Genomic DNA, 23702 nt, shown 5'->3' on the forward strand with positions numbered 1-23702 from the left:
CTCCCGCAAGGGGAGAGGGTAATTCCGAGCAAGCCAGGAAAGAGACACGCCATGTGGCCGGACCGTCGATTGATCGATCGTTTCAAGACCGAATTCCCGATCGTGCTGGCGCCGATGGCCGGCGTGATGGATGCGGAGCTGGTGATTGCGGTGGCGCAAGGGGGCGGGCTCGGCTCGCTGCCATGTGCGATGCTGTCGGCCGAGAAGGCGCGCGAGCAGGTCAACATCATCCGTCAACGCGTCTCTGCGCCGGTCAACCTCAACTTTTTCTGCCACAAGGCGGTCGACGCCGATCCGGCGCGCGAGGCGAACTGGCGGCGACGGCTGGCGCCCTACTATCGCGAGCATGGTCTCGATCCGAACGCGCCGATCAATGCGGCGAACCGCGCGCCGTTCGATGCGGCGTTCTGCGCCGTGATCGAGGAGCTGAAGCCGGAGGTCGTCAGCTTCCATTTCGGCCTGCCGGAGCCAAATCTGTTGCAGCGGGTGAAAGCCACCGGCGCCACCGTGATGTCGTCGGCGACGACGGTGAAGGAAGCGATCTGGCTCGAGGAGAACGGCGCCGACGTCATCATCGCGCAAGGCGCCGACGCCGGCGGCCATCGCGCCATGTTCCTGACCGACAACATCGCCGAGCAGCCCGGGACGTTCTCGCTGCTGCCGCAGTTGGTGGATGCGGTGAAGGTGCCGGTCGTCGCGGCCGGCGGCATCGCCGACGGGCGCGGGATCGCCGCGGCATTCGCCCTCGGCGCCTCCGGTGTGCAGGTCGGTTCGGCCTATCTGCGCTGCCCGGAGTCCAAGGTGACGGCGCAGGCCCGCGTCGCGCTGGCGCAGGCGAGCGACGAATCCACCGTCATCACCAATGTGATGACCGGCCGCCCGGCGCGCGGCGTTGCCAACCGTGTGATGCGCGAGGTCGGGCCGATCTCGCCGGACGCGCCGGCGTTCCCGCACGCAGCAACCGCCCTCGGACCGCTGAAGGCGGCTGCCGAAAAACAGGGGAAGGTCGATTTCACCAATCTGTGGGCCGGGCAGGCGGTGCGGATGGGCAAGGAAATGCCGGCGGCCGAGTTGACCCGCGCGCTGGCCGGCGCCGCACTGGCGCGGATGGCGGCTCTGTCTCAGGCCTGACGCGCGGCCTCGTTCAGACCAGGCAGGCCACGTAGAGGATCGCGACCCCCAGCGCCGTGCCGATCGACCAGAGGGCCGGGTCCCAGCCCTCCGGGCGGGGGCTGCCGTTGAGCATTGACATGACGCGCTCCGAACTTTTCTGTTTGGGTCGAGTAGGCGCCGTGAATGTTTCGGGACGACTTCGCGGCGGCCGCGAACTGGTTTCGTCGTGCGTTTCGCAGCCGGAATCCGTGGCAGGATGTCTTGTCGGTCGCCGGATGGGCTCCAAAGCCCCGTCGGGTGGGCAAATCCGCGCGGTTGCGGCGCAAAACCGGCCTCTGCTATACGGCAGGCTGACCTTTCAGCCCCGAGGCCCTATATAATGTCCGTAGACGCCACGACCGTCCGCCGCATCGCGCATCTGGCGCGGATCGCGGTCAGCGACGCCGAAGTTCCCCATCTCCAGGGCGAGCTGAACGCGATGCTAGCCTTTGTGGAGCAGCTGTCGGAAGTGAATGTCGACGGCGTCGAGCCGATGACCTCGGTGACGCCGATGGAGATGAAGAAGCGCGCCGACGTGGTCAATGACGGCGAGATCGCCGACGTCATCGTCCGCAACGCGCCCGACACCGTGAACGACTTCTTCCTGGTGCCGAAGGTGGTCGAGTAACCCAAGCATCGCGTTTTCGAGCGAAGTGGATACCGGTTCGCGTGAAGAAAACGCGTCAAACAAAAGCGACAAAGTCCAATGTGTCTGCTGTGCGACGATGAGAAGGCCTACAAGGCCTATATGGACTTCCTCGATGCCATGGAGCGCAAGGGGAAGGTCGCCGATCCCAACGCGGCGATGGACGCCGTGCTCGACCATCTCGAGGCGCTCGACGCCGAGCGCGCCAAGGAAAATGGCAAGGCAAATAACCTGGCGCGCCAAGACGACCCCGCCAACGACAAGACCCTGTCTCCGTTCTTCTGCAGCCCGATCAATAAATGACTGATTTGACATCGCTGACGATCGCCGAGGCTCGCGAGGGCCTGGCGAGCAAGTCTTTCACCGCCCGCGAACTGACCGATGCGCATCTCGCCGCGATCGAAGCCGCGCGTGTGCTCAATGCCTATGTGCTCGAAACGCCCGACCGCGCCCGCGAGATGGCCAAGGCCGCCGACGCGAAAATTGCAAAAGGCGAGGGCGGACCGCTCGCCGGCATCCCGCTCGGCATCAAGGACCTGTTCGCGACCCGCGACATCAGGACCACGGCGTGCTCGAATATCCTCGGCAATTTCATTCCGCCCTACGAGTCGACGGTGACCTCGCAGCTGTGGCGCGACGGCGCGGTGCTGCTCGGCAAACTCAACAATGACGAATTCGCGATGGGCTCGTCGAACGAGACCTCGTGCTTCGGCCCGGTCACCAACCCGTGGCGGCGCGAGGGCTCCAACACCACGCTGGTGCCGGGCGGCTCGTCCGGCGGCTCGGCTTCGGCGGTGGCGGCTGCTCTCTGCATGGGCGCGACCGCGACCGACACCGGCGGCTCGATCCGCCAGCCCGCCGCGTTCACCGCAACCGTCGGCATCAAGCCGACCTATGGCCGCTGCTCGCGCTGGGGCATCGTCGCGTTTGCATCCTCGCTCGACCAGGCCGGCCCGATCGCGCGCTCGACGCGCGATGCCGCGATCCTGATGCGCTCGATGGCGGGGCACGATCCCAAGGACACCACGTCGGTCGACATCGCCGTGCCGGACTACGAGGCCGCGATCGGCAAGTCCGTGAAGGGCATGAAGATCGGCATCCCCAGGGAATATCGGCTCGACGGCATGCCGGCCGAGATCGAAAAGCTCTGGAGCGAGGGCGCGCAGTGGCTGAAGGCCGCCGGCGCCGAGCTCGTCGAGGTGTCGCTGCCGCACACCAAATACGCGCTGCCGGCCTATTACATCGTGGCGCCGGCGGAGGCCTCGTCGAACCTCGCGCGCTACGACGGCGTGCGCTATGGGCTGCGCGAACCGGGCAGGAACATCATCGAGATGTACGAGAACACCCGCGCCGATGGTTTTGGCGACGAGGTGCGCCGCCGCGTGCTGATCGGCACCTATGTGCTGTCGGCCGGTTACTACGATGCCTATTATCTGCGTGCGCAAAAGGTCCGGACGCTGATCAAGAAGGACTTCGAGGACTGCTTCGCCAAGGGTGTCAACGCGATCCTGACGCCGGCGACGCCGTCGGCGGCGTTCGGCATCGGCGAGAAGGGCGGCGCCGATCCGGTCGAGATGTATCTCAACGACATCTTCACGGTGACCGTGAACATGGCGGGCCTGCCGGGCATCGCCGTGCCCGCCGGCAAGGACTCGCAAGGCCTGCCGCTCGGCCTGCAACTGATCGGCCGTCCGTTCGATGAGGAGACGCTGTTCTCGCTCGGCGAGGTGATCGAGCAGGCGGCCGGCCGGTTCACGGCGCCCAGATGGTGGTGAGCGATGGCGGATTTCCGCGCCAGTCTCGCTGACACCGCGCCCGATGCGGCGCTGTCGCCACCGCTCGCCGCGTTGTGGTGGGCGAAGAAGGGCGATTGGGACCAGGCGCACCGCATCGTGCAGGACGAGGGCGACGCCAATTCGGCCTGGGTGCATGCCCATCTGCATCGCGTCGAGGGCGATCTCGGCAATGCCGGCTACTGGTATCGCCAGGCCGGCCAGCCGGTCGCAAAGGACACGCTCGAGGCCGAGTGGGAGCGGATCGTAGCCGCGCTGCTGGCGCAGCGCGGCTAAAGGACGCCGGTGCGGAGGCACCGCGAGCATTAACCCTGTTTCGGCCGCCATGCCGCCGCCCAGATTGGCCGTGATAGGCTAGTGGAACCGGGCGGGGGCCAGCTGCAAGAGAGAGTATTCGTGCGTGGGTCGGGCATAGGGGGATGGCTGTCAGCAATGCTGGTGGCCGTGGTGGCGGCGGGCCTTGCCGGCTGCGCCTCCGTCTACAATCTGCCCGGCAATGTGCCGCTCGGCGCCGCGCTCGCCGACAACAGCAGCGCCCGCGACATTCCGGCCTACGAAGATGATCTGCTGCTCGCGCTGTCGTTCTCCGGCGGCGGCACCCGCGCGGCGGCGTTTTCCTTCGGCGTGCTGGAGGAGCTTGACCACACGCGTTCGAGCGCGGCGGGCACCAAGACGCTGCTCGACCGCGTCGACTTCGTCTCCGGCGTTTCCGGCGGATCGGTCACCGCCGCCTATTTCGGATTGAAGCGCCGCGCGGCGCTCGACGATTTCCGCCAGCGCTTCCTGCTGCGCAATGCCGAGGAGGGACTGAAGACCCGGATCTCGCTCGGCAATATCGGGCGCGCGCTCGGCGGCGGCGTCAACGACAGCCAGTTCACCGACTGGCTCGATCAGAATTTGTTCGACGGCGCGCGGTTCGACGCATTGGCCGACGATCGCCGGCCGCGGGTCTGGATCAACGCGTCAGATATCTACAACCGCACGCCGTTCGTGTTCGGCAAGACGTCGTTCGACGCCTTGTGCAGCGACATCAGATCGTATCGTGTCGCCGAAGCGGTGGCGGCATCCGCCGCGGTGCCGCTGGCGTTCGCCCCGATCGTACTGCAAACCTATCCCGGCGGTTGCGCCGCGCCACTGCCGGCCTGGCTCGAGCGGGTGCGCAACGATCCGAACGCACAGCCGTTGCTGCGCGCCTATGCCGAGGCCCAGGCACATTACCGCGACGGCTCGATGCGCTACGTCAAGCTGCTCGATGGCGGCCTCGTCGACAATTACGGCCTGTCGGGGCTGAGCATCGGCTTGCTCGCCGCTCAGCGTCCCTACGAGCCGCTGAACGAACGGCAGGCGGCCAAGCTGAAGCGCATCCTGTTCCTGGTGGTCGACGCCGGCCGCGGCATCTCCGGCGACTTCGTGCAGACGCTCGAAGGGCCGAGTGGCGTCGAACTGGTGTCCGCGGCCGCCGACACCGCGATCGATGCCAGCGTGCGCTCCAGCTACGCCGCCTTCACGGCGCTCGCCGAGGACTGGTCCGGCAAGCTGAAGCGCTGGCGCTGCGGGCTGTCGGCGGCGGAGCGCAGCCGGCTCGGCGTCGGCGCCGGCTGGAAATGCGGTGACGTCGCGATCTATGTCGAACGGCTCGGCTTCGACCGGCTCGGACCGGACCGCGCCGGCATCCTGAACGCCATCCCGACGCGGTTGTCGCTGCCGCCGGAGCAGGTCGACCAGCTGATCGCGGGCGGCGCCGACGCGCTACGCTCGAGCAAGGCCTATCAGCAGTTCCGGCGCGGGCTCTGATCCCGCCTCAGGCGACGGCGGCGGGCTGCAAGTGGACCGCAAGGCGGCTTGACTGGCGCGATTGGTTGCGCGAAGCCCAATCCATCCCAGATATCCTTTATCCGGAAACCGAGATCCATGACCGCATCTGCCGCCCCGCACAAACTGATCAAGAGCGCCACCGGCGATTGGGAGGTCGTGATCGGCATGGAGATTCATGCCCAGGTCACCTCGAACGCGAAGCTGTTCTCCGGCGCATCGACCGCGTTCGGCGGCGATCCCAATTCCCATGTCTCGCTGGTCGATGCCGCGATGCCGGGCATGTTGCCCGTGATCAATGAGGAGTGTGTCCGCCAGGCCGTGCGCACCGGTCTCGGGCTGAATGCGCAGATCAACCTGCGCTCGGTGTTCGACCGCAAGAACTATTTCTATCCGGACTCGCCGCAGGGCTACCAGATCAGCCAGTACAAGTCGCCGATCGTGGGCGAGGGCGAGGTGTCGCTCGAGCTCGACGGCGGCCGCAGCGTCACGATCGGGATCGAGCGGCTGCATCTGGAGCAGGACGCCGGCAAGTTGCTGCACGATCAGTCGCCGACGATGTCCTATGTCGACCTCAACCGTTGCGGCGTTGCGCTGATGGAGATCGTCTCCAAGCCCGACATCCGCGACGCCGAGCAGGCCAAGGCCTACGTCACCAAGCTGCGCTCGATCCTGCGCTACCTCGGCACCTGCGACGGCGACATGGAGAAGGGCAATCTGCGCGCCGACGTCAACGTCTCGGTGCGCCGTTACGGCGAGACCGCGTTCGGCACCCGCTGCGAAATCAAGAACATGAACTCGGTCAACTTCATCGGCCAGGCGATCGAGTACGAGGCGCGGCGTCAGATCGAGATCATCGAGGACGGCGGCTCGATCGACCAGGAAACCCGGCTGTTCGACCCGAACAAGGGCGAGACCCGCTCGATGCGCTCCAAGGAAGAGGCGCACGACTACCGGTACTTCCCCGATCCCGATCTGTTGCCGCTCGAGTTCAGCCAGGCCTTCGTCGACGATCTCAAGGCGCAGCTGCCGGAACTGCCGGACGAGAAGAAGTCCCGTTTTATTACGGGCTTCGGCCTGTCGCCCTATGATGCGAGCGTGCTGGTCGCCGAGCGCGAGAGCGCGGAGTTCTACGAGACGGTGCTGTCAGGTCTTGCCGACAAGGCGCGCGACGGCAAGCTCGCCGCCAACTGGGTGATCAACGAACTGTTCGGTCGTCTCAACAAGGAAGGCGTCGAGATCGCAGCCTCGCCGGTGTCGGCGGAGCAGCTCGCCGCGATCGTCGACCTGATCGGCGAGGGAACGATTTCCGGCAAGATCGCCAAGGACTTGTTCGAGATCGTCTGGCAGGAAGGCGGCGATCCGCGCGCGCTCGTCGAGGCGCGCGGCATGAAGCAGGTCACCGACCTCGGCGCGATCGAGAAGGTGGTCGACGACATCATCGCGGCCAATCCCGACAAGGTCGAGCAAGCGAAGGCGAAGCCGCAACTGGTCGGCTGGTTCGTCGGTCAGGTGATGAAGTCGTCGGGCGGCAAGGCGAACCCGCAGGCGGTCAACGACCTCTTGAAGTCGAAGCTCGGCATCTGAACAACAGGACAATGATGTTGTCCTTGGCGCATGATCCAGCCGGATCATGCTCCCTTGCATGCTCCTTTGCCGTCACCTTCGGTGTCGTCGCGCGCGCGTGAACGCGGCGTGATCCTGCCTCACACCCTCCGTTCGTGGCGCGCCGGCGCCACCGGCGCCGAATCGCAGAAGCCGCGATTCGTTCGCAAATCCGGTTCGGATGACCTCAAACGAGGCAAAACCCGTCTTACCCACGAAATTTTTTTCGTTGCCAAAAATTACGACTCGGCGTCGGCGTCGCGCCGCTTTTTGTCGTTGCTCGCGACTCAGCGCAATGACGGTCGCGTGTCGATCGCTTCAATGCGAATTCAAGAAAGGCCTGCAATACAAGCGTTTCCTGCAACGTTGACAAATGCCGATGTCGGCGGCTGTTGCACTTCTTGCATCGTCGCGCGATTGCATCGTCGATTTGAACGGCGACGCGCGCTGTGCGCGTTGCCACCGCTGCGTCAACACTTCCTTAAGCGGGACACTGTTTTTTTCGGTCTGTTGGTGTATTCGGGAAGTAGTGCATATCGATTCCCGAGTGCACGCAGCGAAGTAGAGCCATCTCACATACTGGAGGGCAACATGGCTAAGAAGGCAAAGAAGGCGAAGAAGGCGAAGAAGGCGAAGAGCGCAGTGAAGAAGACTGCGAAGAAGACCCGCAAGGTCGCCAAGAAGAAGTAAGCCTCTCGCCTCGAGAGGATTGCCGGCGGCTTGACGCCGGCACGTCGCGAGAGCCAGCGGACGGACTGCTGAGAGGCACATCCCACCCCCAAGGCTCTGGCTGACGAAAGAGGGTGTCGGCGAGACATCAGGTCAAACGGCTGGATCGAATTTCGGAGAGGGCAACCTTCCCAAAACCGGTCCGGCAGAAGAAACAGAGATTTCTTCGTTCGGTGCGGAGCCCGCTTGGTTCCGCAATTTCACCGGCGAGAATGCCGAGCTGAAATCTGGTCCTGACGTGTTCGCCGACCCCCTCGTTCCGGCGGCCCGCGCAGTCCGCGCCCGGCAGCCACTTTCCCCATCCATCCCCGTTCCGGATCGACGCTGGGCCTGACGGCCTCGCGTTGCTTTTGTCTGCGCACCCGACCGCACGCCGCTCCGCGGCTCGTCCATGGTCGCGCCGCCCCTCCGTCAATTTCGAAACTGATTGCCTGGTGGGACCCGCCGGCGCCGCGGCCAATGTCCGCCATGGTTATCGTTGTCCCAAACACCAGGGTAAACCGGCGTTCACGAATGCAAGGAAGTGCCTGCGGCACAGGCACTTCTGCGATTCCTCGATGCGCCCTCGGCGACGCCGATTTACATCCCGTTCATCGCGATACTTAAACCGCTCTTCAAATTTGATGGGCCATGATCATCCCAACAAGCCGGCAAACGGCACGCGGTGATCCCAAGGATCGGCGCGGGGCATGATCAAGAGATCAGCCCGGGAATGACAGGGTAGTTTTAACAGTGGACGGGGGCCGCGCTCGGGGGAGGGCGGCCAACAACAAAAAGGGGAATGAGAATGTTTCAGGGGGTCATCGATCAGGAAAGCGCTGTCCCGGTTGCCGCAACGGCGATCCAGGACGTGCTGTTCGAACGCGGCATGTATTGGGCGAGCGGTCGCTCCGGCGTGGTCAACCTCGTCGCGGCGCACAAATGGTTCAACCTGGCGGCGCTCAAGGGACGTACTGACGCGATCGCGCACCGCCGCGAAGTCGCCGAGCAGATGTCCGATGTCGAGATCGCGGCCGCCCAGCGTGAAGCCCGCGCCTGGATGACGACGCACTAAGCCAACCGATGTCGATGGGAGCCTCGGCTCCCTCGCTCCACCTAGAACCAGTATCGCGCCGCGTAGACCACCGTCATCACCGCTCCGGCCACGATGACGAACTGCCGGACGATGTGGCCGGGAAGGATCCGGATCAGGAAACCGCCGGCATAGCCGCCGATCATGGCGTCGAGCAGCATCGCCAGGGTCTCCTGCCACCGCGCCGCGCCCTGCAAGATAAAGATCAATGTGGCAACGAGCGACACGCAGGTCGCGAGCAGGTTCTTCAACGCCTTGATCGCCCTGATGTCGTTGGGCTCGGTGATCGACAGCACCGCGGTCAGGATGACGCCGAGACCGGCGCCGAAGAAGCCTCCATAGATGCACGACAATCCCAGGATAGCACCGCTCGCGCCGGTCGAGGGCAGCGCTGCGGCCTTCTCGCGCCCGACGGTCCATCCCTGGATCTGCGGCGCGAAGCCGAACAACAGCGTTGCAAATGCGATCAAGGCCGGCACCGGCAGCAGGAACAGCCGCTCGGGAAGCTGCAACAACCCGCCGGCGCCGACCGCGCCGCCCACCGTGGCGATCACGACGAAGCTGATCGTGCGCCGCGTCGGCGGCGGCAGCTTGCCGCGATCGGCGAGCGCGGCGATCAAATGGCCCGGCAAGATCGCCACCGCATTCGACGCGTTGGCGATGACGGCCGGCAGGCCCGCCGCGAGCATCGCCGGAAAGGTGATGAGCGTCGCGCCGCCCGCCAGTGCATTGATGATGCCGCCGGCGACCCCGGCCGCCAGCAGCAGAAGACTTGTCTGGGTATTCATCCTTCACCCTCTTTAGGGTGAGCAGGCTAGCGGGCGGCGCGCCAATCGGTCTGGAACGTCTGTGACGTCACTTCAGCCGCGCCAGTAGACGCCCGGCGTCGTGCCAAAGGTGCGGCGGAACAGCCGGGTGAGGTGGCTCTGGTCGGAAAAGCCCGCATCGGCCGCGACTGCCGCAATCGGCGCGCCGGCGCGCAGCAATTGCCGGGCAAGATTGAGGCGGGCCAGCAGGGGGAAGGTATGCGGCGGGATGCCGAGCTCGCGGCTGACCATGCGGCTGAACCCTTCGCGGCTTCGCCCGAAGCCGGCGGCAATCGCGCCGATCGGCGCGACGCTCTCGGTCAGCGCGATGTCGAGCTTCGTCCTGTCGGTGTACCCGGCGGGGTAGGACGGCGCGCACGACAGGATGTCGTCGGCGATCTCGCTGACGTGCTCAGGCGAGATCTCGTCGACGTTCCGCCAACGCTGCCCGAAACGGATGATCCGCACCGACGAGCAGACGCGGCCGGCTGGAACGTAGGCGTTCAGGCAGACCGTTTCCTCGTCCGACATCGTCATCGGCGCATGCAGCATGCCCGCCGGAATGAGCGCGGCATGGCCGGCAGGCACGGTGACGGTCGCGCCGCCGATGCGAAAGGCGCGCGACCCCGACAGCACCAGCACGATCTGGCTCTCGTCATGGAAGTGCGGCTTGAGGCCAAGCGAGCCGGCGCCGCGCCACGATGCCAGCTCGACGATGTCTTCCCTGTCGGCTCGCTGATAAGTCCAGGCATTGGTCATGACGAAGCGAGTGATCACAGAGGCTCGAAACGATGGGGCGGTGATCTCCGAGCGTAGCACGGGGGTCACCGCCCGTCATGGGACGTCACCGCTGCGCAACCGAGGCGATCGGCGAGGCCGTTCGCATGGTCGCCATTGCGATGAGGGCGGCGACGAGATTGGCGGCTGCACTGATCGCCACCGGAATGAAGTAGCTGTGGCTGATGTCGTAGGCGAAGCCGGCGGCGCTCGGGCCCAGCAGCGTGCCAACCGCGACGCTGGTGTAGAGGATGCCGATGATGCCGCCGACATTGCGGCCGCCGAAATGGTCGGTGACGACAGCGGGCAGGATCGCGACCCAGCCGCCATAGAACAGGCCGAACAGCAGCGCGAAGGCCGTGAGCGACCAGAAGGTGCCGGCGATCGCCCAGATCGCCAGCGAGACGGCCATGCCGAGATACATCGCGACCAGGAATACATCGCGGCCGACGCGGTCGGCGATGCCGCCGAGGAAGAACCGGCCGGCCGTGCTGCCGACCCCGATCATCCCGAGCAACAGTACGGCCAGCGTCGGCGCCACCTGATGATCGATTGCAAACGGCACGAGGTGCACGAAGGGCACGAACACGCCGAACGCGCTGATCAGGCAGGCGGCATAGAGCCCGGCGAAGCGCGCGCTCCGTACCGCAGCGCGGATCGCAACACCCTGGCGGAGCGGCGCGCCCGAAACCGTCTCGAGCGGATCGCCGTCCGGTCCGGTGCCGTAGCGGCGCGGATCGTCCGCGATCAGCAGCGATGCACCGATCCCGGCGACGGCGGCGACAACGCCCAGCACGACATAGGCATCGCGCCAGCCGAGGCTCGTGATCAGCCAGGTCGCAAGCGGCGGCATCACCAGTGTGCCGACCCCGATCCCGCTGACCGCGAGGCCCGACGCAAAACCGCGCCGCCTGACGAACCAGCGCTGCACGGCGCCCAAGGTCGGCACGTAGGCGCAGCCGACGCCGGCGCCGATCCCAATGCTGTAGGCGGCATAGACCTGGAGGATGGTCTGCGCCTGTCCCGCCAGCACCATGCCGAGACCGACCAGCGCCATTCCGAGGCCAGCGAGCCTGCGTGCGCCCCAGCGATCGGCAAGCGGACCGGAGATCATCCCCAGGCCGAAATACAGGAAGCCAGCGAAGGAGAACACCAGCGACACCGAGCCGCGCGAGGCGCCGAACTCCCGCTGCAGGGACTCGACGAAGGACGAGAATGTGTAGGCGCTGCCGAAGCCGATCAATGTGACGACGAAGGCTGCTGCGACGACGTACCAGCCGTAGAACGGTCTGGCTCGTTGATAACCGGCGTGCATGACGGCATTCCTCATGATCGTTCTCCCTGTGCCGCATGACCACCGGCCTTGCTCGGCGGGTAGAGCAGCATCTGCGTGCAGCGAAACAGCGCGATGGTCTTGCCTGTCGCCTCGCTGCGGATCTCGGCGTCCCACACCTGGGTGGTGCGCCCGGCGTGAACGAGGCGCGCCTCACAGCTCACGCCGCCTTCGCGCGCGGCGCCGATGAAGTTGGTTTTCAACTCTCCGGTGGCGAAGCCGATGGCGCCATCCGGCAACGACGCGAGGCAGCCGAATCCGCATGCGGTATCGGCCAATGCGACGATGCTTGCGCCGTGCAGCAGCCCGTGCGGCGAGAAGTGTTTTGCGGCAATCTCGAAGCGGCCGCGGATGTGGCCGCATCCGGCTTCGAGCCATTGAAAATCCAGCTGGCCGGGCAGGCTGCCGGCTTGCGACGCGTTGATGCGCTCGACGAGCGGGCCGGTCCGGCCGCCTGCAGCGATCTCGCGGAGGGTGAGCCTGCTTGCGACCTCAGTCATGGCTTGGCTCCATCAAGAAAACGGAGCCGTCGGGAGCGGCAAAGAAGGTTAGAAAATCTAAGTTCCATGATTCGACTTTTCCCTGCATTGACGCGGCTTTCAGCATCGGATTAAGCTGATAAGGCGCCCGGAACGCCGAGTTGGCAAACCAGATTTGCTGGGCAATTCAGATTAGAAAATCTAAATCATGGAAAGCCGGCTTCCACCCCTGAACGCGCTCAAGGCGTTTGAATCCGCTGCTCGCCATCTCTCGGTGAAGCTCGCGGCCGAGGAGCTGTGCGTGACGCCGGGCGCGGTCAGCCAGATGCTCAAGACGCTCGAAGCCGATCTCGGCGTGAAGCTGTTCGAGCGGGTTCCGCGCGGCATCTATCTCACCGACGCCGGCCGCGACTATCTGCCGTCGATCCGCAACGCCTTTCGCCAGATCGCGGATGCCTCGCGCCGCGTCGCGGCATCGGTCGATGTCGGTACGCTCACGGTGAGCGTCACGCCGTTCTTTGCGTCGGCCTGGCTGGTGCCCCGCATGGCCTCGTTTCAGGGTGCGCATCCCGAGATCGATCTGCAGATCGTCACCAGCAACACAGTGGTCGATTTCTCGCGCAGCGGCGTTGACGTCGCGGTGCGCCACGGCCTTGGCCGCTATCCGGGGCTGCGCAGCGACCGCGTCGTCACCGTGGAGATGGTGGCGGTGGCATCGCCGTCGCTGGTTGAGCGACTTGGCCGGCCGGCATCTCCGGGCGAACTCGCGGGCTGGCCGCAGGTGCATGACGCCGATCGCAAGGGGTGGAGCCTGTGGTTTCAGGCCAACGGCATCGCGGAGGTTCGCACGCTGCGCGGACCGTCGTTCGATGACAGCGGCCTCCTGCTGAAGGCCGTGCTGACGGGGCAGGGCGCGGGCCTGCTGCCGGCCGCGATGGTCGCAAATGAGATCGCGAGCGGCGAACTGGTCCAGCTGCTCGAGACCGCGCATCTGGAGGAGTTCGCCTACCATCTCGTCTGTCCCGACAACCGGCAGTCGCTTCCGAAGATCGCGGCGTTCAGGGAATGGATCCTGGGACCGGAGGCTCAGTCGGCGGCGGAGCACTAAAGCGCGACGAGATTATGTCAGGCCGAGCAACGGACTCTGCTTCACCTCGCCCCGTGTGCGGGGAGAGGCCGGATCGCATGGAGCGAAGCGCAATGTGATCCGGGTGAGGGGGAAATCTCCGCGAGTCTAACTCGAAGTTGTTTTGCGGATGCAGCCTCTCACCCCAACCCTCTCCCCGTAAGAACGGGGAGAGGGAGCACAGCGGCAGTGGACGGCTTACCGATAGAACGCGTTGGGCGGCATGCCAAAATGCTTGCGGAACATCGCGGTGAAGGCGCTCTGGCTGGCATAGCCGGCATCGAGTGCGACATCGACCACCCGGGCGCCGCGCGCGAGGCGTTCGAGCGCGAACAGCAGGCGGGCCTGCTGACGCCATTCGCCGAACGTCATGCCGGTTTCCCTGGCGAACAGACGATGGATGGTCTTCGACGTCAGCTTCAGCCGGCGCGCCCAGTGCTCCGCCGTGGAGCCATCGTCCGGGTGGGCCACCAGCGCGGCGCAGATCCGCGCGAGCCTTTCGTCGCGCGGCATCGGCAGGTGCAGCGGCAGCACATCGACTTCGCGCAGTTGGTCGAGCAGCACGCGCATCAGGCGCTCATCGGAGGTCGAGGGCGCATAGTCCAGCGGGACGCGCATCGCGGCGACGAACAATTCGCGCAGCAGCGGCGAGACCGCGAACACGCAGCTGGCCTGCGGCAGATTGGGAGCCGCGTCGGCGTCCACAAACACGGTGCGGATCTTGACCGCGCCGCACATCCGGACCTCGTGCGCGAGATCGGCCACCAGCCACACCGCCCGGTTGGGCGGCACCACCCAGGTGCCTTCAGCGCAGCGCACGACCATCACGCCCTCGATCGCGTAGAGCAGCTGGCCGCGCGGATGCGCGTGCAGGCCGGTCGACGCGCCGCTCGGATAGTCGATCTCCATCGCCGCCATCGGCCGCGCCGTGGCGTGATAGTCGAGGTGGCGTGTGATCAGCTCGTCCAACACGTCTTCATCTCGTATGTCCCAATCTCGCTAGGTGAGGTCATTCTAGCGTGAGACGGACGTCGGCGCGACAGGTAGTTGCTGGTGTGTCCTTCACCAACGCGCTGCCGGGTCATGTTCAAGCAGAAAGTCGCACTTCTCTATCCCTTCGTTGCCATCGTGCTGTGGGCAGGCAACGTCATCGTTTCTCGCCTCTCGGCGCACACGATCGGTCCGCAGGCGATCACCTTCTATCGCCTGCTGGTCGCGGTGCTGCTGATGTCTCCGTTCGTGGCGCGCGGCGCCTGGCGCAATCGGCATGCGATCTGGCCGCATCTTGGTCCGCTCGCGATCCTCGGCTTTCTTGCGATGTGTCTGTTCCAGAGCCTGTCGTATCTGGCGGCCGAGACCACCACCGCGACCAACATGGCGGTGTTCACCGCGCTGACGCCGCTCTTGACGGTCGCCCTCAGTGCCGCGCTGCTCGGCGAACCGCCGACGCTTGGCATGATCTGCGGCGCGCCGCTGTCGTTTGCGGGCCTCGTCTATCTCGTCAGCGGCGGCCACTTGTCGTCGTTATTGCAGAACGGCGTGCATGCGGGCGACGCGCTGATGCTGCTGGCCGCGATTGTCTATGCGCTGTACGGCGTGCTGCTGAAACGCTGGAATCTCCCGATCACTGGATGGCAATCCACCTACATGCAGGCGCTGTGCGCGCTGGCCGTGATGTTTCCCGCGTTCCTCGCGACGCCGGCGCCGCTGCGTCAGGTCAACGCCGAGACTTTGCCGCTGATCGTCTATGCCGGCGCGCTCGCCTCGGTCGTGCTGCCGTTCCTCTGGATCCGCGGCGTCGCGCAGCTCGGCCCGAACCGCTGCGCGATCTTCATGAATCTCTTGCCGGTGCTGACGGCCGCGGCCGCGATCGTGATGCTCGGCGAGCCGGTCAGGCCGTTCCACGTCATCGGCGGCGGCCTCGCGCTGCTCGGTGTCGCCTGCGCGCAAGCCTTGCCGCGGCCGCTAAAGATCACGATCGGTGCGCGATAACGAAGTGACGGATCGCCGATCTCGCTGTTTTGATCGCATGTGAGAAGCCAGGGCAGAATACAGCGCTACGCTCGGCGATCACCTGTTCGGTGAAACGGAGTGATCGTGATGCGTGTTGCCTTGCGTGTTTGCTTGCCTGTTGCCTTAGCCCTGACGTTGCCCCTTGTGGTCCTGTGGAGTGCGGATGCTGACGCCGCAAAGGCGCATCATCGTCGCGGGCGACAGCACCTCATCATCCGTCCAAGTGAACAGGTCGTGTCTCCGGACCGGTACGTATATCCGGGCTTTGGCCCGATCCCGCCCGGCGAGAACCGAAACCTCGATCCATCCACCCGCGGCAGCGGCTGACGTCGTCGCCGCCGCACTGATGCTTCATCGCATCGATCGCTCTGCCCGCGTGCAAGGAGCTGGTCAAAGACCGAGCTATGCTGCGTCGGTCACCATCTTGTGCTGAGATCTCTCGGCGACGCGCTTTTCGAGCGTGGCAATCGTTCCCTTGAGATTGGCGTGCCGCTCATTGAGCGACCTTGCCAAAATCGGATACCTCGCGTCCGATCGGTCATAAATTCCCACGCGCGCTTCTTCGGTCGCGATGTCGGCTTCGATCTGCCGGCAGGCCAGGATGAGATCGGACAGCATTTTGCAGACCGTCGACTCGCGTCCGCCACGTCCGCCAGCTGTCTCAAAACGATGATGCATGTTCATTTGCGTGCTCCGAATGTCTGAGTTCGGCACACCGAGAACAGCTGGCGCCGAACTACTGGATACATCGCAAGTTCCCTGCCAGTTGGGGGTCCGTAAGAATACTGTCGGGGCGGTGCGGCGCGGCGTGTGTCGCCGGGTGGCGACAGTCTGATGGCTCGGACTATTCTTGCCGCCACGCAGGAACACAAGCACCTAGCGTGACGTGCTTGTAGTCTCGCGCGGCGACCTGGTCTCCTGCCTGTTCGGCAAACCTGACCGCTGCTTCCATGTCTTGAGCGGCGGACGCGCTGTCGCAGAATTGGCTGCGAATTTCAGCCCGGTATCGATATGCCCTGTAGTTCATCGGGTTGTACTGAAGCGCAAGGTTGTAGCTGCTTTGCTCCTCAGTGGCGCCTCGGCGTGCTTCATCCGACTGACTGCCGAAATTGGCTTGGCGATTGAGCGCCTGGAGTGTCCCGAGCTCCGTGTAACGCAGAGACATCGCACCGAGACTGGCAGGAAGTGCGTCACCCGACGAAGAAGGTTGCCTCGCCGAGGTACGTTCAATTTCGATCTTCTTGTACTTGATGGCGTTGCCGTAGTCCCGCAAGCCTTGGAAGGTGCTCGATATTTCGCCGGTGATCGACGCAAGATAAGCGGTCGAGAGGCGTCGATCGCTCAGCAGGTTGAGACACGCCCGTATCTTTGCCTGCGCAGGCAAGACGTCGCGGCATTCCTTGTCAACCACACGCCACTCGTCCCGCGAATGCAGCGTCGGCGGCGTCTGCGCAGCAGGCAGAACGAGAACCAGCGCGAAACAGATCGCTGACCTGAGACCGCGACTTGGGCCATCCATCTATTTCTTCGCCTTCAGCTCGAGCTCGACCGGCCGGCGGATTCTTCGTGCGGGCGCCTTGATCATTTGATGCCAAATAATCAAGCCGAGGGAAAGCTGACGCGGTTCATGGATGGACCTAAAAGTGGGGCCGTTCGTGACTGGGAAAGACCGAACGGCCCCAGCCGGCCCGTAGTGCCAAAATGGAAGAAATAGGCCGGCGCTCCAGTTACGGAGCCGCCGGACAAATGGTTTCACCAGTGCCAATTGACGTCGCTACCGTACGTCCCCAATGCGGCTGCTTACTATGAACGGGCAGGGTCGGCTTGACGGCAGGTCGTCAGGACAAACGCTGCCTTGCTACATTGCCACTCGCTGCCAAGCGCAGCGCTCGAGACCGGCCGCGGGGCAACAGCGATCGCCAGCACAACAACCATGCAAGCCAGCGAAGTTGCGACCACGAGCCTGCCTGCCTTGGATGAGAAGCGCTGCCGTAACCAGGGACCCAAGTCGGCGGATCGGCGAAGCTGGGCGTTACGCAGAACCTGGTCGGTATCCTGGAAGTGGATGCCACTGTCTTGCTGCATGGCTTTACCCCGGAAATGTTCAGGTGAAATAAACAATGCGGGGATGGTGGGCGCGGTTTGTTGCGTGCTCGCTTCGCGGAGCCGGGAATGATGTTTCATTCACGCGGAGGTGACAACCGGTCCAGGCCAGGGGCCGATGCCGGCATTCCTCCAGGACGACCCTCTTAGGACCGCCGCTCAAGAGTGAGTAAAGGGCTGCTTTTTCTGCGGCTTATGGACAATACCGGGCGAACAAGAGATCTGGAAAATACTTTCGAAGTCACAGTCAGCGGGTCGCACGCCAACACCGTTTTGGATGTGGGCGATTGCCTCGGCGGTCCCCCATTTCGGATGGAGCAACGGCGAAGGCGCCATCGAATGAGCGGCGCTCGCCGTGTTGGTCGCTGGCCTGCTCGATAGGCCGCTTCCGGATCGTCTGCCCGGCTGGGCAACCGACTGGATCTGATCGAATCCCCAAAAAGTACGCCGCCGGTCTCAAAAATACACGCCCGGCGGCGTTTCCTTCCTGAACTGGGACACTGAAATCCCCAGCACGGTCCAGAGTGCAGGCACTATGCCATCGCGGTTCGCGCCGGGGCAGCTAAGTACCCATGTCGCGTCGCTGGATTGCTTGACCTAGATCAAACCCCACGACCGAAAAACAGCCTCGCATGCGCTCCTCCTGTAATTTCAATGGAGGGTAGCATGGCAGTAGTCGTGCAGTACGTGGTCAAGCCGAATCCAGGCGGTGACCTCGCAGGAATACTCGAATTGGCAAAGGAGAGTGCCGGGCTTTGGCGCAAGCATGGTGGCAAACCAAGGTTCTGGTCTGTCGCCGTCGGTGAAGCCGGCAATTTCGTTTTCTCAGTAAATTTTGAGACGTTTTCGGCTTATGGCGCGGCGGTTGACAAGCTGAACGCCGATCCAGCTTTCCAGACCTGGCAAGCGAAGAGATTGAAAGCGGGCTTGACCACCCTTGTGCGCGCGAACATGGCAATCGAGATTGAACTTTAAGGGAGCGCCGTTCAGCACGCCAAAAGTACGCCGCCGGGCTCGAAATGGCATTGTCCCGGCGGCGCTTCTTTATCCAGCCTTGGTCATATTTGCAGTAACGGTCGAACTGATCGCCGTCTCAAGTTTCGGAAAATCGGCGCGATTCTGAGAGATGAATTTGACCATGCTCTCGCACGAGGTTGTCACCCATGTCTTAGGTACGACCTGTTACCCATGTCTCCGGGCTGGACAATAGTTGGCTGGCGGAGACGGAGGGATTCGAACCCTCGATAGGCCTTTACAAGCCTATAACGGTTTAGCAAACCGCCGCCTTCAGCCACTCGGCCACGTCTCCAATGGCGCCGATATGCCCGAGAGGGCGCTGAGCCGCAAGCGGCAGATTCAGATTGCGCCAAGGTGATTTGAGGGCAGCTCGGCCGCCGGCCGTCCCCAAGCCTTTATAAACCGCGCCGATCGGCTCGTATCAGAGCGCGCGGTTGCTTAAAATGCAAGATATAACAATAGATTAGCTGGATCTTTGGTCGAGGCTGGAAGCTGCGGTCGCCCAGCCTGTTGAAAACCGGTTGCGCCGGCTCATTCCACGCTGGCGCCGCGTCGCAAATCGGCCTCGATCTGCAATTTGGTGCCGCCGCCGAACCGGGCGCGATAGACCTGCAGGTTTTCCATGATCCGCTGGACGTAGTTCCGCGTCTCCGAGAACGGAATCAGCTCGACCCAGTCGACCGCGTCGACCTTGGGATCGCGCGGATCGCCATAGCGCTCGATCCACTTCCGCACGCTGCCGCGGCCGGCATTGTAGGCGGCGAAGGTCAGGATGTAGGAGCCGCGATAGTCCTCGAGCAGGCCGCCGAGCTCGGCGGCGCCGAGCATCGCGTTGTAGACCGGATCGGTCTTCATCCGGTTGAGGTCGAAGCCGATGCCGGCGCGCTTGCAGACGTAACGTCCGGCGTCCGGCGTCACCTGCATCAGGCCGTAGGCCTGGGCCGGTGACACCACCGCAGGATTGAACGCGCTCTCCTGGCGCGCGATCGCGTAGACGACGCTCTGCTCGACCTCCGGCCCGACCTGGCGGAACGAGGGGATGCCGTTGACCGGATAGGCGTAGTGGTCGAACGGCAGTCCGCGGTTGAGCGCGGCCTTGCCCATCAGCAGCATGCCGCGGGCATCGCCATGGCGCGCGGTGAGCTCGCCGAGGCCGGCGAGGGCCTCCGGATCGCCATTGTCGCCCATGTCGCCGAAGATCGGGATCGCAAGCTCGCGCGCGTCGATTTCGTAGAGCAGCGCCACCGCGCGCACGATCTCCAGCCGCTCGGCGCCGCGGCCGCGCGGCGCGCTGTTCAGCTCGATCTGCGGCAGGCCGAGCTTGGCGCGCGCGAGCTGGCCGTAATAACTGGTGGACTGCTCGGCAGCGCGTCCGTAGGCGGCGCGCGCCTCCTGGCCGCGGCCGGCGGCCTCGGCGGCGCGGCCCTGCCAATAGCCGGCACGCGCCAGCGCGGTCGGATTAGCGCTGCCGACGCCGATCCGCGCGAAATGCTGGGCGGCGAGGGCGGGATCGTTGAGGAAGCGCAGCGCGATCCAGCCCGAGGTGAATTCCTGCTCGGTCTTGTAGATGTCGCGGGCCGGTAGCGCCGCGTCGCGCGCGATCAGATAGGCAGTGCGAAACTCGTTGGTGTCGATCATCTTGCGCGCCAGCAGCCGGCGCTCGATCCACCATTCGTCGACATTGTAGAGGCGGGAGGCTTCCTTCGGCGCGCTCAGCATCAGCCGCGCGGCCTCGGCGAATTTCTCCTCGCGGCGGAGCAACTGAATCCTGGCGAACAAGTAGCCGGCGTCGCCGGAGAGTTCGCTCGGCACGGCTTCCAGCAGCGCGCGCAGGTTCGAACCCTTGCGGGTAGCGGCGATGCGTGCCTTCGCGAGCGCCACGTAGCCGGAGCCAAGGCGCTTGGCTTCGCGCATGCCGGCGGCCTCGTTGTCGGTGCCGTACAGCATGGTGTCCATGCGTGCCTTGTGGTCGCCGGCAGTCAGGAAGGAGCCGAACAGCTCGAGCGCGGTGTTTTCGGTATCTTCGCTCATTCCGTCGTTGCGCCAGGCCTCGCGGACCAGGCGCTCGGCATTGCCGCGGTCGCCGCGTCCGATCATCACCTTGGCGAGCGCGAGCCGGCCCTTGGCCGAGACCGGCGATTCATTCTGGAACCAGGCCCAGACCGCGGAGTCGTCGCGGTGGTCGTCCCACAGCGAAGCCTCGATGCGGCGACGGAGGAAGGTCTGCGACGGCCAGCTCGGATTGGCATCGAGGAAGGCGCGGTAGCGCTCGACCGAGGCGCCGTTGTCCTCGCTGCGCAGGATCAGCCATTCGGCAAGCTTGCGCGCGACCGGATCTGAGATCGAGGCCTCGGCCTCGGTGGCGTCCGCCGGCTTGCGCTTGCGCAGCAGCTCGACGACGCTTGCAAGCGCTTCCTTGTCCGAGTGCGACGTCGAGGATGTCGCGGCCACGGCCGCAGGCAGCACCGGCTTGCGCGCGATCGGCGCGGCATGCTGGCGGGTTGCCGGAACCAGTGCGGGCGCGGGCACTGACCTGTTCGATACAGTTCCCGTTGCAACCGGAGAGGCGGGCTTGGACGTGGTGGTCTTGGCCGCGGTGGTCTTGGACGTGGTACCCTTGGATTCCGTGGGCTTCGGAGCCGTTGGCTTGTGAGCTTCGGTCTTCGCAGGAGCGGCGTTGGCTCCGACTGTCTTGACCGCGCCGGACTTGGGAGACGTTGTCTTGTGAGCCTCGGTCTTGTGAGTGTCAGCCTTGGCCGCGTCGGACTTGGCCGCGTCAGTCTTGGCTGCGCCGGGTTTGGTTGCCGCTGGCTTTGAAGCCGCCGCCTTCGGCGCAGTAGACTTTGGCGCGGTCTTGGAAGGGGCAGGCTTGGAAGCCGCGTCTTGGGCAGCCGGCTTCGCGGTTGGAGCATCCTCGGCGGCCCAGGCATCTGCCGTGATGGCGGCAAGGCCAACAACGAGCGCCAGGCTCGTCGCCAGCGCCGTCGACCGCAATGTGCCTGAACGAACGGAACGGATCACAGAAGTCCTCTGCGGCCCCGAATCATCTGGTCGTTTGGGCCATGGGTTCTTATTTGATTGAAAACGTACACAAAATACTAAGAAGCCTGCCGGTGCGGCTGTTTGCGCCAGCACAACGGCAAAATCGCGGCTGGAAACGATTTCGCGCGCCGCAGATTACCGCTGGGAATAGGTACGGTACGGCCCTTTCGCCTGTCCGCCAGACCCGATATGAATTGCCTTTCATGGCGTTTCGCAACAACCGGGTGCCGGTCGCACGGACGTGAAGCGCGCCAACAACAAAGGTCCGTCGACCTAGCCCTTAGCCTGAAGCGTTTGGAGGAAGTCCATGGCAGCCAAGACAAAATTCCGGGGATCATTCACTGCCTTGGTGACGCCCTTCAAAAACGGCTCGGTGGACGAAGCCGCCTTCCGCGGCCTTGTGAACTGGCAGATCGCCGAGGGCACCCACGGCCTAGTGCCGGTCGGCACCACCGGCGAGAGCCCGACGCTGAGCCATGACGAGCACAAGCGGGTGGTCGAGTGGTGCATCGAGGAGGCCAAGGGCCGGGTGCCCGTGATCGCCGGTGCCGGCTCGAATTCGACCAAGGAGGCGATCGAGCTCGCCGAGCACGCCGAGAAGGCCGGCGCCACCGCGGTGCTGGTCGTGACGCCGTACTACAACAAGCCGACCCAGGAAGGCATGTACCAGCACTTCAAGGCGATCAACGATGCGATCGGCATTCCGATCATCATCTACAACATCCCGCCGCGCTCGGTGATCGACATGTCGGTCGACACCATGAAGCGGCTGTTCGAGCTGAAGAACATCGCCGGCGTCAAGGACGCCACCGCGAGCATGGTGCGGGTCTCGCAGCAGCGCGCCGCGATGGGCGAGGATTTCAACCAGCTCTCCGGCGAGGACGCCACCATCATCGGCTACATGGCCCATGGCGGCCATGGCTGCATCTCCGTGACCTCGAACGTCGCGCCGCGGCTGTGCTCGGAGTTCCAGACCGCCTGGCAGAAGGGCGACGTCACCACGGCACTGAAGATCCATGACAAGCTGATGCCGTTGCACACCAACCTGTTCATCGAGAGCAATCCGGCGCCGGTGAAGTACGCGATGTCCCTGCTCGGCAAGCTCGACGAGAAGCTGCGCCTGCCGATGGTGCCGGTCACCGAAGCGACCCGCCAGGCGGTCCGCAGCGCCATGGTCCATGCCGGCCTGATCAACTGAGCCGGACCGCGACCGCCGTGAACAGTGCCGTGCGCAACGTCGAGCAGAAGGGGATGGGCATGCTGAAGGAATTCCGCGAATTCGCCATGAAGGGCAATGTCGTCGACCTCGCCGTCGCCGTCATCATCGGTGCAGCCTTCGGCGCGATCGTCACCTCGCTGGTCGGCGACATCATCATGCCGATCATCGGCGCGATTACGGGCGGACTCGACTTCTCCAACTATTTCACCGGGCTTTCCAAGGCCGTGAACGCGACCAACCTCGCCGACGCCAAGAAGCAGGGCGCGGTGCTGGCCTGGGGCAGCTTCCTGACGCTGACGCTCAATTTCCTGATCGTCGCCTTCGTGCTGTTCATGGTCGTCCGCTTCATGAATCAGTTCAAACGCAAGGATGAGGCCAAGCCCGCCGAACCGCCGAAGCCGTCCGACGAAGTCGTGCTACTGACGGAAATCCGCGACCTCCTCAAGAAGAGCTAAAGTGGCCGAGAAGAACGAACGCCCGATCAAGGTTGTTGCCGAAAACCGAAAGGCCCGCTTCAACTACGCAATCGAGGACACGATCGAGGCCGGCATTTCGCTGACCGGCACCGAGGTGAAATCAATCCGCAACGGCAAGAGCACGATCGCGGAATCCTATGCGGATTCCAAGAACGGCGAGATCTGGCTGATCAACGCCAATATTCCTGAATATCTGCAGGCCAACCGCTTCAACCACGAGCCAAAGCGGCCGCGGAAGCTGCTGCTGCATCGCAAGCAGATCAACAAGCTGCTCGGAGCGGTCGACCGCGAGGGCATGACGCTCATTCCGCTGAAGCTGTATTTCAACGAGCGCGGCCGTGCCAAACTGCTGCTTGCGGTCGCCAAGGGCAAGAAGCTGCACGACAAGCGCGAGACCGAGAAGAAGCGCGACTGGAGCCGCGAGAAGGGCCGCCTGATGCGGGCGCGGGGATAGCACGGTGCGGAACGGCGTCATTGCGATGACGGCGGATGGAGAGGGTCC

The 23702-nt window shown here is 64.5% G+C and carries 23 protein-coding genes and 1 tRNA gene; 15 read left to right on the forward strand and 9 right to left on the reverse strand.

The window, feature by feature from the left end; translation table 11 throughout:
- Window positions 1-51: 51 nt before the first annotated feature.
- The 9 genes from J2R78_RS34235 to J2R78_RS34275 all read left to right on the forward strand — a co-directional run bounded on the left by J2R78_RS34235 (window position 52) and on the right by J2R78_RS34275 (window position 8791).
- Complete coding sequence (locus J2R78_RS34235; RefSeq protein ID WP_253608375.1) at window positions 52-1131, forward strand: nitronate monooxygenase family protein; 1080 nt, start codon at window positions 52-54, stop codon at window positions 1129-1131.
- Window positions 1132-1492: 361 nt separating this feature from the next.
- On the forward strand, window positions 1493-1780 hold the full coding sequence (gene gatC / locus J2R78_RS34240) for an Asp-tRNA(Asn)/Glu-tRNA(Gln) amidotransferase subunit GatC (RefSeq protein WP_225158886.1): 288 nt from the start codon (window positions 1493-1495) through the stop codon (window positions 1778-1780).
- A 78-nt stretch (window positions 1781-1858) separates the two neighbouring features.
- Window positions 1859-2101, forward strand: coding sequence for a hypothetical protein (locus J2R78_RS34245; RefSeq protein WP_253608376.1), 243 nt, complete (start codon window positions 1859-1861; stop codon window positions 2099-2101).
- Entirely contained in the window at window positions 2098-3573 is a 1476-nt protein-coding gene (gene gatA, locus J2R78_RS34250; protein ID WP_092078124.1) for an Asp-tRNA(Asn)/Glu-tRNA(Gln) amidotransferase subunit GatA, read from the forward strand. Before J2R78_RS34245 ends, gatA begins: the two co-directional genes overlap by 4 nt.
- A gap of 3 nt (window positions 3574-3576) precedes the next feature.
- Window positions 3577-3867, forward strand: coding sequence for a hypothetical protein (locus tag J2R78_RS34255; RefSeq protein WP_225158888.1), 291 nt, complete (start codon window positions 3577-3579; stop codon window positions 3865-3867).
- 156 nt (window positions 3868-4023) lie between these two features.
- Window positions 4024-5385: a patatin-like phospholipase family protein gene (locus tag J2R78_RS34260; RefSeq protein ID WP_168858152.1), complete on the forward strand. Its 1362-nt coding sequence runs from the start codon at window positions 4024-4026 to the stop codon at window positions 5383-5385.
- A gap of 117 nt (window positions 5386-5502) precedes the next feature.
- A complete protein-coding gene (gene gatB / locus J2R78_RS34265) occupies window positions 5503-6990 on the forward strand; it encodes an Asp-tRNA(Asn)/Glu-tRNA(Gln) amidotransferase subunit GatB (RefSeq protein WP_076834432.1) in 1488 nt (495 codons plus the stop codon).
- A gap of 30 nt (window positions 6991-7020) precedes the next feature.
- Window positions 7021-7698, forward strand: coding sequence for a hypothetical protein (locus J2R78_RS34270; protein ID WP_229159374.1), 678 nt, complete (start codon window positions 7021-7023; stop codon window positions 7696-7698).
- A gap of 826 nt (window positions 7699-8524) precedes the next feature.
- A complete protein-coding gene (locus J2R78_RS34275) occupies window positions 8525-8791 on the forward strand; it encodes a hypothetical protein (RefSeq protein WP_021078341.1) in 267 nt (88 codons plus the stop codon).
- A 41-nt stretch (window positions 8792-8832) separates the two neighbouring features.
- Here the strand turns inward: J2R78_RS34275 and J2R78_RS34280 are convergent, their stop codons facing one another.
- The 4 genes from J2R78_RS34280 to J2R78_RS34295 all read right to left on the reverse strand — a co-directional run bounded on the left by J2R78_RS34280 (window position 8833) and on the right by J2R78_RS34295 (window position 12225).
- Window positions 8833-9597, reverse strand: coding sequence for a sulfite exporter TauE/SafE family protein (locus J2R78_RS34280; RefSeq protein WP_253608377.1), 765 nt, complete (start codon window positions 9595-9597; stop codon window positions 8833-8835).
- 72 nt (window positions 9598-9669) lie between these two features.
- Window positions 9670-10392 (reverse strand): helix-turn-helix domain-containing protein, encoded by a 723-nt coding sequence (locus J2R78_RS34285; protein ID WP_253608378.1) that lies wholly within the window; start codon window positions 10390-10392, stop codon window positions 9670-9672.
- Window positions 10393-10459: 67 nt separating this feature from the next.
- The gene (locus J2R78_RS34290) at window positions 10460-11722 is read right to left on the reverse strand and encodes an MFS transporter (protein ID WP_253608379.1); all 1263 of its coding nucleotides are present in this window, start codon (window positions 11720-11722) and stop codon (window positions 10460-10462) included.
- On the reverse strand, window positions 11719-12225 hold the full coding sequence (locus J2R78_RS34295) for a PaaI family thioesterase (protein WP_253608380.1): 507 nt from the start codon (window positions 12223-12225) through the stop codon (window positions 11719-11721). Before J2R78_RS34295 ends, J2R78_RS34290 begins: the two co-directional genes overlap by 4 nt.
- A gap of 187 nt (window positions 12226-12412) precedes the next feature.
- Here J2R78_RS34295 and gcvA point away from each other — a divergent pair, with 187 nt between their 5' ends.
- A complete protein-coding gene (gene gcvA, locus J2R78_RS34300) occupies window positions 12413-13312 on the forward strand; it encodes a transcriptional regulator GcvA (protein WP_253608381.1) in 900 nt (299 codons plus the stop codon).
- Window positions 13313-13528: 216 nt separating this feature from the next.
- On the opposite strand, the gene J2R78_RS34305 is transcribed toward gcvA, so the two are convergent.
- Window positions 13529-14302: a helix-turn-helix domain-containing protein gene (locus tag J2R78_RS34305; protein WP_253608382.1), complete on the reverse strand. Its 774-nt coding sequence runs from the start codon at window positions 14300-14302 to the stop codon at window positions 13529-13531.
- A gap of 111 nt (window positions 14303-14413) precedes the next feature.
- Between J2R78_RS34305 and J2R78_RS34310 the strand changes: the two genes are divergently transcribed.
- Complete coding sequence (locus J2R78_RS34310) at window positions 14414-15322, forward strand: DMT family transporter (protein WP_253608383.1); 909 nt, start codon at window positions 14414-14416, stop codon at window positions 15320-15322.
- A gap of 423 nt (window positions 15323-15745) precedes the next feature.
- Here the strand turns inward: J2R78_RS34310 and J2R78_RS34315 are convergent, their stop codons facing one another.
- Both J2R78_RS34315 and J2R78_RS34320 read right to left on the reverse strand, forming a co-directional pair.
- Entirely contained in the window at window positions 15746-16027 is a 282-nt protein-coding gene (locus J2R78_RS34315) for a hypothetical protein (RefSeq protein ID WP_253608384.1), read from the reverse strand.
- A gap of 160 nt (window positions 16028-16187) precedes the next feature.
- The gene (locus J2R78_RS34320; RefSeq protein WP_253636032.1) at window positions 16188-16862 is read right to left on the reverse strand and encodes a hypothetical protein; all 675 of its coding nucleotides are present in this window, start codon (window positions 16860-16862) and stop codon (window positions 16188-16190) included.
- Window positions 16863-18112: 1250 nt separating this feature from the next.
- Here J2R78_RS34320 and J2R78_RS34325 point away from each other — a divergent pair.
- Complete coding sequence (locus J2R78_RS34325; protein WP_157340985.1) at window positions 18113-18421, forward strand: hypothetical protein; 309 nt, start codon at window positions 18113-18115, stop codon at window positions 18419-18421.
- Window positions 18422-18661: 240 nt separating this feature from the next.
- Here J2R78_RS34325 and J2R78_RS34330 read toward each other — a convergent pair.
- Both J2R78_RS34330 and J2R78_RS34335 read right to left on the reverse strand, forming a co-directional pair.
- A tRNA-Ser gene (locus J2R78_RS34330) sits at window positions 18662-18755 on the reverse strand.
- Between the two features lie 239 nt (window positions 18756-18994).
- The gene (locus J2R78_RS34335; RefSeq protein WP_375167143.1) at window positions 18995-21481 is read right to left on the reverse strand and encodes a transglycosylase SLT domain-containing protein; all 2487 of its coding nucleotides are present in this window, start codon (window positions 21479-21481) and stop codon (window positions 18995-18997) included.
- A 331-nt stretch (window positions 21482-21812) separates the two neighbouring features.
- Here J2R78_RS34335 and dapA point away from each other — a divergent pair, with 331 nt between their 5' ends.
- The 3 genes from dapA to smpB are packed head-to-tail and all read left to right on the forward strand — an operon-like array spanning window position 21813 to window position 23654.
- The gene (dapA, locus tag J2R78_RS34340) at window positions 21813-22703 is read left to right on the forward strand and encodes a 4-hydroxy-tetrahydrodipicolinate synthase (protein WP_076834417.1); all 891 of its coding nucleotides are present in this window, start codon (window positions 21813-21815) and stop codon (window positions 22701-22703) included.
- A 59-nt stretch (window positions 22704-22762) separates the two neighbouring features.
- Window positions 22763-23179: a large conductance mechanosensitive channel protein MscL gene (gene mscL / locus J2R78_RS34345; protein WP_057020874.1), complete on the forward strand. Its 417-nt coding sequence runs from the start codon at window positions 22763-22765 to the stop codon at window positions 23177-23179.
- A gap of 1 nt (window position 23180) precedes the next feature.
- Window positions 23181-23654 carry an SsrA-binding protein SmpB gene (gene smpB / locus J2R78_RS34350; protein ID WP_076834415.1) on the forward strand — a complete coding sequence of 158 codons (474 nt, stop codon included), beginning with the start codon at window positions 23181-23183 and terminating at the stop codon, window positions 23652-23654.
- Window positions 23655-23702: the final 48 nt, after the last annotated feature.

It is taken from the genome of Bradyrhizobium sp. USDA 4538 (assembly GCF_024171045.1).
GTDB lineage: Bacteria > Pseudomonadota > Alphaproteobacteria > Rhizobiales > Xanthobacteraceae > Bradyrhizobium > Bradyrhizobium australafricanum.